The organism is Paramagnetospirillum marisnigri (assembly GCF_001650715.1).
GTDB classification, from domain to species: Bacteria; Pseudomonadota; Alphaproteobacteria; order Rhodospirillales; family Magnetospirillaceae; genus Phaeospirillum; species Phaeospirillum marisnigri.
The window spans coordinates 130,275-139,798 of the sequence record NZ_LWQT01000038.1 but is presented as its reverse complement, the minus strand read 5'-3'; the positions used below and the strand labels follow the sequence as shown (position 1 = coordinate 139,798).

The 9,524-nt window shown below is 65.9% G+C and carries 6 protein-coding genes; 4 read left to right on the top strand and 2 right to left on the bottom strand.

From position 1 onward, the window contains the following. Window positions 1-3,560 (bottom strand): DUF4347 domain-containing protein (locus A6A04_RS03785; RefSeq protein WP_172822727.1); only part of this gene is annotated, 3,560 nt, incomplete at its 3' end. 235 nt (window positions 3,561-3,795) lie between these two features. Next, entirely contained in the window at window positions 3,796-4,500 is a 705-nt protein-coding gene (locus A6A04_RS03780; protein ID WP_068490064.1) for a helix-turn-helix transcriptional regulator, read from the bottom strand. A gap of 256 nt (window positions 4,501-4,756) precedes the next feature. Here A6A04_RS03780 and A6A04_RS22155 point away from each other — a divergent pair, with 256 nt between their 5' ends. From A6A04_RS22155 to A6A04_RS03765, 4 genes are all read left to right on the top strand, one after another. Beyond that, window positions 4,757-4,909 (top strand): hypothetical protein, encoded by a 153-nt coding sequence (locus A6A04_RS22155; RefSeq protein ID WP_156612457.1) that lies wholly within the window; start codon window positions 4,757-4,759, stop codon window positions 4,907-4,909. 153 nt (window positions 4,910-5,062) lie between these two features. Continuing rightward, window positions 5,063-6,982, top strand: a complete 1,920-nt coding sequence (locus A6A04_RS03775; protein WP_068490061.1) for a methyl-accepting chemotaxis protein — start codon at window positions 5,063-5,065, stop codon at window positions 6,980-6,982. After that, window positions 6,982-8,067, top strand: a complete 1,086-nt coding sequence (gene cheB / locus A6A04_RS03770; protein WP_068490060.1) for a chemotaxis-specific protein-glutamate methyltransferase CheB — start codon at window positions 6,982-6,984, stop codon at window positions 8,065-8,067. Before A6A04_RS03775 ends, cheB begins: the two co-directional genes overlap by 1 nt. Next, window positions 8,064-9,521, top strand: coding sequence for a CheR family methyltransferase (locus A6A04_RS03765; protein ID WP_068490058.1), 1,458 nt, complete (start codon window positions 8,064-8,066; stop codon window positions 9,519-9,521). Before cheB ends, A6A04_RS03765 begins: the two co-directional genes overlap by 4 nt. Window positions 9,522-9,524: the final 3 nt, after the last annotated feature.

The window sequence follows — 9,524 nt, the reverse complement described above, 5'->3', positions numbered from 1 at the left end:
TCGCCCCCGGCCGGGGCCACATTGCCCTGACCGGCCTCGCCGACCACGATCTTGAAGGTCTGCACCGCCTCGCGGCCCTGGTTGTCCTTGGCGATGACCTTGACGACCACCTCGCCCCGGAAGCCGGGCGGCGGCGTGCCCTCGAAGGTGCCGGTGCGCGGGTTGAACGCCATCCAGGGGGGAAGGGACGCCCCGTTCTCCCGCGTCGCAGTCAGGGTCACCACGGCGTCGCCCCGGGTATGGGCGAAGGCTTCCGCCGGAACCGTCACGGAAATGCGGTTGCCCTCGGCGATTACCGTATCGCGCATGGGAGCATTCACCACCAGCGCGTCGGGCGCCCCTGCCGCCCTGGCCGCCACCACCACCTGGAAAGCGTTGGCCGTGGGCACTGTCAGCACGGGCGCCGCCTCACGCGGCGGCGGAGCCGGAGGTGCTTCCGGCGGCGGCGGTGGCGGAGGAGGAGGTGGTGGTGGCGGAGGCAGCGGCGTGGGCGGCAGCGGCGTGGGAGGAGGAGGCGGTGGTGGTGGTGGTGGCGGTGGCGGCACGGGCGGCTGTTCGGCCGCCGCGACAGTGATGGTCAGGGTCTTGGTGACGCTCTGGCCTCCGGCATCGGTGGCGGTGATGGTCACCGTGCCGCCGCCGGGCGAGCTGGGGGTGCCGGAAATGACGCCGGTGGCGGCATTGAAGCTTAGACCGGCGGGCAGGCTGCTGGCGCTATAGGTCAGAGTGTCGCCGGTATCAGTATCGCTGAAGGTGCCGTTGGGCAGGGTGAAGCTGAAGTTCTTGCCCACCTGGCCCGTGGCAGACAGCGTTCCGCCGGACGTCGTCGGCGTGCGGTTGATGGTGATGTCGGTATTGGTGCCGTCATTGGTGACATGCAGATCGGCGGCGGTGAGTCCGGCCAAGCCGTTCAGGGTGACGGTCAGATCGGCCGAGCCGTTGCCGTCGGTGTCCACCGAAACCACGGCATTGGCGCCATTGTCGGCGACGCTGACCCGGTTGGCGGCGACCACCGTGCCCTTGACCCGCAGCTTGTCGTTGATGGTCGAGAAGTCGGTGACCACGTCGGCGGCGCTAAGGATGAAGGTATCGCGCCCACCACCGCCGGTCAGCACGTCGTCGCCCGCGCCGCCGGTGATCTCGTCATTGCCCGAACCGGTGGTCAGGGTGTCGTTGCCCGCGCCGCCATCCACATGGCTGGCCGCCGCGCCGGTATCGGTGAAGCGGTCGAGGCCATCGCTGAGGATATAGTCGATGAAGCCCCGACCATTGGTGATGGTGGCCGAGGTGTTGAGGGTGATGGTTTCGGCATTGGCGACCGGGTCGCCGAGCGAGGGATCATGGCTGTCGATGATGGTGTAATAGACGCCATTGCCGTTATTGTTCGCCAGGGTGTGGGAGCCGACATAGGGCGTCCCGTAGGGCGACTCCACCAGGATGCCCTGGCAGACATTGCCCAGGTCGTTGTCGTGGACATTGACGCTGGCCGTCATCTCGTTGAGGCCGATGGCGGTGGTGGCGCCACCGAACACCGGGGTTCCGGTGGTGCGGAAGACGTTGTTGGCGACCTCGGACACGCCAGCCTGGCGCAGCAGGACACCGGTGGCGGAATAGACGCTGTCGTTGGAGCCCAGATTGGTGATGGTATTGCCGGTGATGGTCGCCAGGACGCCCGCCCGCCCGCCCGACGATCCGATCTGCATGCCGTTCTGGTTCGAGGCGCCCAGGGTGCCCACGGCGGTGATGGTGTTGTCGCGAATGGTGACGGTGAGTCCCGCGCCCCAGGCGATGATGCCGGTCTTCTGGAAAGTGCCGATGGTCGAGTTCTGGATGGTCACCGATACCGGATTGGCGGCGGTGCCTTCCACCACCATGCCGAAATTCTCGCTGTTGCCGCTGTAGTCGCCATTGGATTCCAGCGGCGCCGAGATGCCCTTGACGGTGACGGCGTCTATCAGGGCATTGGTGTCATGGGCGGCGACGCCGATCATGTCCTCGTTGCCGTTACCCCCGGTGCTGGGGGCCTGGAAGCGACCGTCGATGGTCAGGTTGCGCACGGTCACCGTGCCGGAATCCGGGGTGGTGGTCCGCAGATCGAGGATGGCATAGCGGAGCCTGCCGCTCATCCCCGACTGGGCCGAGGCGGTGATGTCGGCGGTATTGGGGGCTTCCAGAGTCACGGTGCCGGTCCCGGCGGCCTCGATGGTGACGGCGGTGGCGGCCCGGAACTGGCCGCGATAGGTGCCGCCCTGGATCTTGACCGTGTCGCCGTCCACCGCCTTGGCCAGGGCCTCGGCCAGATTGAAGCCGTCGGCGCCGTCGCCATCGGCGTCATAGCTGGTCTGGTCCACATAGATGGTGGAACTGGTCACCGTGGCATCGGCATTGACGGTGAACTCCCCGTCGTTGAGGGCCAAGCGCACCAGGGCACTGCCGTAGGGCGTACTGTTGGAATAGCCGATATTCCGCACCAGGGTCTGGACATGGGCGTTGTCGGCAGCGGCATTGAAGGTGACCAGCAGACGCCCGGTGGCGCTGGTATAGGTCCAACTCGCCACCTGGGTGCCGCCGATGGTCAGAGTGCCATCGGTGACGTCCTGCCCTCGCGTCACCGTGCGGTTGGAGGTCACGCCCGAGCCGAAGCTGAAGATATCGTTGAGATTGCCATCGGCGCCCCCCCCGGCGGTAACCCGCTGAACCGTAAGCGTACCGCCGTTCCAGGCGTTGTCGGGATCATTGGCAGTGGCGGAGGAAACCGCCAGACCGTTGGCCGCCGCCGCCAGGGTTAGGCTGTTGCCGGTTCCGGCGCCCACGCCGTTGAGGTCGAGGGTGGGGGCAGTGCCCAGCACCCCCCGATAGTCATCGAAGGCAACGGGGGTGGCGCCAATGGCCGAGGCATCGCCCGATACGGTTTCCAAACTCCAATCGCCACCCTTGGCCGCCGCGCCGGTCGCGTCGTCCGACGCCGCCACATCGGCGCCCGTGGCCGTCGCGAGGCCAGTGACAAAGGCCTGCCCGTCATTCCCCCTGGCCACGTCGCAGCCATAGACCAGCAGATCGCCGTCATTGGTCAGGGCCTGGCCCAGCACCACCAGTTCGGCCTGTACCGTGGACTCCGACAGGCTGGCTGCGGTGATGGCATCGCGGCCCAGGCGCAACATGCCCTCGGAGCCATGGCTCAGTACATGGATGGAGTCATAGCGGGAATGGGTCTCCGCCCATTTCGCCATCTGGGCGAGGCCGCTTTGGCCCGCGTCGATCAGCACCACCTCGACACCCGCGCGCACCCCGGCCACCAGAGTCTGGTAATCGGCGACGCCGGTATCGACGAAGGCCACTTCCTTCTTGCCGTTATCCTTGCTTGGGTCGCCTTCGCGCACCACCACCGGGGCGGAAGCCGCGTCGATCTGGGCCTTGGCGGCGGCGTCCATGGCGGCATGGGCGGCATCCACCACGGCGGCGCCGTCGAACATGATGCGCGGCTCCAGGGCGGTGATCATGGGCGCCCGCGACATCTTGTCCCTGGGCTTGCGGCCATGGATGGGCGTGATCCTGGTCATGATGAAAGCGCCCCCTCGAAATACGGCAAGCGCACGATGGCGCGCCAAAATCCAGACAGCCGCCAGCAACACCGGAGGCAACTCACGGTACAGACACATCGAATGTATAGATACCCACGGAAATTGGTAGTCTTGCACGTTACTTTAGACGCACTTAGACGCTCGCCATTATATTGTCGAGATGTGACGCGATATTGCTTAATACCATCGCCATAACACAGACCAGCCAGTCTGGCTAAATCTGGATGAGGCCGAGCTGGACGGCCTTGACCACGGCCGCCGTTCGGTTCCTGACGCACAGCTTGTTGAAGATGTTCTTCATGTGCCATTCGATGGAATTGGGCGACAGCTCCAGCAGCTTCGCGACCTGAAATCCGCCATAGCCCTGGGCGACGCGGAGCAGGATTTCCTGTTCGCGCTCGGTCAGGTGAATGGCGCTGGCATAGGACTCGTCGTTGAAGACGGAGGTGAAGCAGTTGGCCAGGACCTGAAGCTTCTGGATGGCGGCCGGGGTGATCGCCGCCACCCGGTCGGTGGCGAAGCCGATGGTGATCACCTGCCCCCAGGGGCCGTGAACGGGAACCACGACGCCATCTTCCATGCCGCAGGCGCGGCAATCCCTGAACAGGTCACGCTCCGCTTCCGGCAGGTCCCGTTCCAGTTCCGACCAGACGAAGGCCCGCGCCGAGGTCAGGGCATGGCGACGGATCGGGTTGCGCGGCAGGTATTGCTTCTCGACATAGATTTCCTGCCACTTGGCCGGATAGCTGGTGAAGGCCCATTGGCGGTCCGCCTGGGGATGGTTGCGGACCGGCGCGCAGATGCAATAGGGAAACCCCATATCGGCGGCGACGGAATTCATGCGCTTGAAGCCAGCCTCGCGCCCGCCATCGACATCGAACAGGGTCGAGACCACTTCCAGGGACTGAATCACACTCATGACAGAAACACCCATCGCTTTGCCGCGTATAACGGCCAACTCCCACCGATGACTCAACCAAAGGCGACAGGCTCGGGACCTCCGCATATTCAGACTGCCCCAGATTCAATAACAATCCGACACAAAATACCGCCTTGACAAAACTTTTTACGATTAGACACATCGCGATACATTACCATTGCGCTTAGACGTTGACGCACCTTCATGCAGATAGGGCGGCGCTCGGTCGGCCAGGAAGACAATGTCGGGGGCCAGGTTGGAAACCACCCGCGCCGCCCTCGATCCCGTTTTCCGCTTCATCGACAACCTCGCAAGGCAATTGGGAAAGAACATCCCGCAAAATCATCCGCTGAAATCCGGAATCATCGACAACCACCACGCGCTTCCCCATGCCCACCCCCTAGAATGATTTTGTCACTGAACTTGCCCGATCGCTCCAACTGACCGACTTTCGCTTCTTCTCGATACATTTTTACTGCCCATATGCGAGGCGAAGTGCTTGCCAAGCCGGTGACAGATTGTAATTATCTAATTAAGCTTAGAGATCAGGGTGGGTTGAAGCATGTTCGAGAATTTGCGGCTCGGCGCGAAATTGATGCTGGCCATGGGGGCCGCCATCGTGGTGGTGGCGCTTCTTCTGACCATATCCAACCTGCGCGCCATGGACGATGTCATCGGCCAGGCCGAGCGGGCCGAGTTGGAAGGTCACTTCAAGGCCGTGGCCGACCGTATCACCCTGCAAAGCCGCATGGCGGAGTCGCTGGCCAGCCTCACCGCGTCGATCCCGGCGGTTCAAGACAAGTTCGCCAGCGGCGACCGGGGCGCGCTGACCGCCATGCTGCAGCCGGGCTGGGGGGCCATGGCCCAGGGCTTTGGCGCCGAGCAGTTCCAGTTCCACGCACCACCCGCCACATCGTTCCTGCGGCTGCACAAGCCCGAGAAATTCGGCGACGACCTGTCGTCATTCCGGCGCACCGTGGTGCTGGCCAATGAAAGCCGCAAGCCGACCCGCGGCCTGGAAGGCGGCGTGGCGGGCCTGGGCATCCGTGGCGTGGTGCCGGTCTCAGACCGGGGCCGCCATGTGGGCACGGTGGAGTTCGGATTGACCTTCGGCCAGGGCTTCTTCGACGCCTTCAAGGCCGAGCGAAATGTGGACATCGCCATGTATCTGATGGAGGACGGCAAGCCCGTGACCTTCGCCTCCACCATGGGCAAGACTCCGCTGTTCGACACCGCCGCCCTGGCCAAGGCCTTCGCCGGCACCGCCCAGATCATGCATGTCAACGTTCCGGAAGGCCCCCGCGCCGTCTATGCCGCCGATATCGCCGATTTCTCGGGCAAGCGCATCGGCGTCATCGAACTGTCCATGGATCGCGGCCGCTATGTCGCCTCCATGGCCGACGCCCGCAACACCGCCTTGCTGGTGGCGATCCTGGCCCTGGCCCTGGGGCTTGGGCTTGCCATCGCCGCGGCCCGCCATCTCACCGCCCGCATTAGCCGCCTGTCCGAAAGTGTCGAACGCGTGGCCAGCGGCGACCTGGCTCAGCCGGTGGTCGGCGGCGGCGGCGACGAGATCGGCCAGCTGGCCCTGGCGGTGGAAAGCATGCGCGCCCGTCTGCACAATCTGGTGGCGCAGGTGCGTTCCCATGCCCTGGCGGCCATCGGCTCCATCCACGAGATCGATGGAGCGGTGGAAGGCCAGGCCGCCACCTCCAGCGAAATGTCGGCCTCGGTGGCCGAGATCACCTCGACCATGGAAGAGCTGTCGGCCTCGTCGACCCAGATTTCCGAGCACTCCAAGTCGGTGGTCGACATCGCCAACCAGACCTGGGAGCAAAGCAAGCGCGGCGCCGAGGCCATGGATCTGGTCCTGTCCAAGATGGCCGACATCCAGCACGACAATGGCAACAGCCTCAGCGAAATCCTGGAACTGGGCACGCGGTCCAAGGAAATCAGCAAGGTGATGTCCATCATCAACGCCATCGCCGACCAGACCAAGCTGATTGCCTTCAACGCCGCCCTGGAGGCCGCCAGCGCCGGGGAAGCCGGCCGCCGCTTCGGGGTCGTCGCCGCCGAAATCCGCCGCCTGGCCGACAGCGTCACCGATTCCACCGGCGAGATCGAAACCAAGGTCAGCCAGATCCAGGATTCCATCTCGCGCCTGATCATCACCTCGGAAAAGGGCGGCACCAGCATTTCCGACGGCATGGCCGCCACCAGCAACACCGCCTCCCTTCTGGGCGGCATGGTCGACGCCGCCCGCCAGACCACCAGCGCCGCCCAGCAGATTTCGCTGTCGACCCAGCAGCAGAAGACCGCCAGCAATCAGGTGGTGGTGGCGCTGCGCGAGATCGTCGCCGCCAGCAGCCATACCGCCCAGTCCCTGGCGCGGATCAGGGAGGTCAGTCACGAGATGACCGCGCTTTCCGGTGAACTGGGCGAGAAGGTGGACAGCTTCTCGCTCGAGACCGCCGCCTCCTGATGGCCACGACCGGCAAGATTTCGGTCCTCATCGTCGATGACAGCAGCGTGGCGCGCACCATGCTGCGCTCCATCTTCGAGGACGAAGCGGATTTCGAGGTGGTCGCCGAAGCCCGGAACGGGCTGGAGGCCATCGAGATGACGCGCCGTCTGCGGCCGAATCTGGTGACCATGGACCTGGAGATGCCCGAGATGGGGGGGCTGGAGGCCATCGAGGAGATCATGTGCACCAAGGCCGCACCCATCCTGGTGGTCAGCGGTGTCGCCGATGCGCAGAAGGCCTATGGCGCCGTGTCGCGCGGCGCCGTCGACGTGGTGGGCAAGCCCAACATGACCTCGGCCCGCGAGTTGGAGGAATTCATCGATAAGGCGCGGCTGGTGTCCAAGATTCCGGTCATCACCGTGCCGCGCACCCGGCCCGGATCGGCCACCGCCCGGCAGGATGCCCCCCCCGCCGTGTCACGCCCCGCCCCCGGCGCGCAGGCCATCGCCCCAGCCACGGACAACCAGCGCATCGTCGCCATCGCCTCCTCCACCGGAGGCCCCCAGGCCCTGGCTGCCCTGCTGGGCTGGATGGGACCGGGGGTAAGCTGCCCGGTGGTGGTGGCCCAGCATATTTCCGACGGCTTTGCCTCGGGCATGGCCGATTGGCTGAACTCCATCTCGGCCATGCCGGTCCGCCTGGCCGTCGACGGAGACAGGCTGTCGGCGGGAACCGTCTATCTGTCGCCGTCCGAATGGAACATGACCGTCACCCCGGCCCGCAGCATCGCCCTGGTGCCGAGGCAGGCCCGCCAGATCTACCAGCCCAGTTGCGACGCCCTGCTGACCAGCGTGGCCGAGGTGGCGGGACGCCACGCGGTCGGCGTGATCCTCACCGGCATGGGCAGCGACGGCGTCGGCGGCATGCAGGCGGTGCAGGCGGCTGGCGGCATCACCCTGGGCCAGGACGAGGGCAGTTCGGTGATCTTTGGCATGAACGCCATCGCCATCGAGCGAGGCTGGGTGCAAAGGGTGCTGTCCCTGCAGGATCTGGCCGGCGCGCTGTGTGACATCGCCGGAGTGGGTCCGGGAGCAACGGCATGACCCCGGCCGAGCTCGCCCCCTTCAAGGATCTGATCCGGACCCGCTGCGGCCTGCTGCTGGAAGGCGTCGGCGAGGAACCCCTGGTCATCGCCATCAGGAAGCGCATGACCGCCAGCGGGTCGGCCACATTGGCGGGCTATTTCACCAAGCTGGTTTCCGGCGAGGATGAGTTCCAGGAATTCGTCACCCTGCTCACCATCAACGAAACCTATTTCTATCGCGAGCCCGAGCAGCTGACCCTGCTGGTGGAGCGGCTGATGCCGCGCCTGCTGGCGGCCGATGGCGCCCGCCTGCCCATCCGCATCCTGTCGGCAGGGTGTTCGTCTGGCGAGGAACCCTATTCCATCGCCATCGCCCTGCTGGAGAAGTTCGGCGAGGCGGCGGCGCGCATGGTGCGCATCCTGGGCGGCGATATCGACCACCATGCGCTGGCCCGGGCGCGGGCCGGGCGCTATACCGCCTTTTCCTTCCGCAGCCTGTCGCCGGATTTGCGGCAGCGCTATTTCCATCCGTCGGGACGTGACGGCATGGTGGTGGACGACAGGGTCAAGGCCATGGTGAGCTTTCACCACCTCAACCTGCTGGCGGACTCGTTTCCTCCGGCCTTGAGCGAGTTGGACGTGGTGTTCTTCCGCAATGTCTCCATCTATTTCGACGCCGATACCCGCAAGGTGATCCAGCAGGCCTTCCATCGCGCCATGACCGAACGGGGCCATCTGGTGATCGGATCGGCCGAGACCCTGGCCAATGACCTGGGGGTGTTCCGGCTGGTGGTGGACGAAGGCGCCTTCTATTTCACGCGCGAAGCCCCCGCCGCCGCGCCGCCACGCCCAGCGCCCCCACCGCCTCCCCCACCGCCGCCCGCCCCCATGCCGGCGCCGGTGGCTCCCCGTCTCGCCATGGTTCCACCTCCGTCAACCACGACACCGCCGCCTTCGCCCGCAGGGATCAGCGTGGACGAGGCCCGGACCCTGATCCGCGACAAGCGCTTTGATCGCCTCGACTTGCTGCTGGGCGCCCGCAACCGGCTGCCGCCCGCCGATGCCACCCTGCTGGCCCTGGAAGGCTATGCCCGCATGCTGGCCCGCGACTTCGCCGCCGCCGCCGAGCTCGGCACCCGCGCCCTGGCCGCCGACGAATGGTCCATGGACGGGCTGGTCTTGCTGGGGCTGACCGCCAAATGGCAAGGCGCCGGGCCCGACGCCATCGCCTGGTTCAAGAAGGCGGTGTATATCCGCCACGACTGCTGGCCCGCCCACTACTATCTGGGGGAGCTGTACCGGAGCAGCGGCGCCGTCGAACCGGCTCGGCGCAGCTATCGGCTGGCGGCACAGCAACTGGCCGCCCAGCCCGATCCCGATGGCGGATTGGCCCTGCCCCTGGGCCTTCCAATCGCCGAGGTCCGGTTCCTGTGCGAACGCCAGACCGGCGGCGCCCGGGCGGTGGGACGCTAGGCC

What these genes read in the sequence shown, in the direction of transcription:
- A6A04_RS03780 (WP_068490064.1), bottom strand. Translation starts at nt 4,500, where the DNA reads ATGAGTGTGATTCAGTCCCTGGAAGTGGTCTCGACCCTGTTCGATGTC.
- A6A04_RS03775 (WP_068490061.1), top strand. Translation starts at nt 5,063, where the DNA reads ATGTTCGAGAATTTGCGGCTCGGCGCGAAATTGATGCTGGCCATGGGG.
- cheB (WP_068490060.1), top strand. Translation starts at nt 6,982, where the DNA reads ATGGCCACGACCGGCAAGATTTCGGTCCTCATCGTCGATGACAGCAGC.
- A6A04_RS03765 (WP_068490058.1), top strand. Translation starts at nt 8,064, where the DNA reads ATGACCCCGGCCGAGCTCGCCCCCTTCAAGGATCTGATCCGGACCCGC.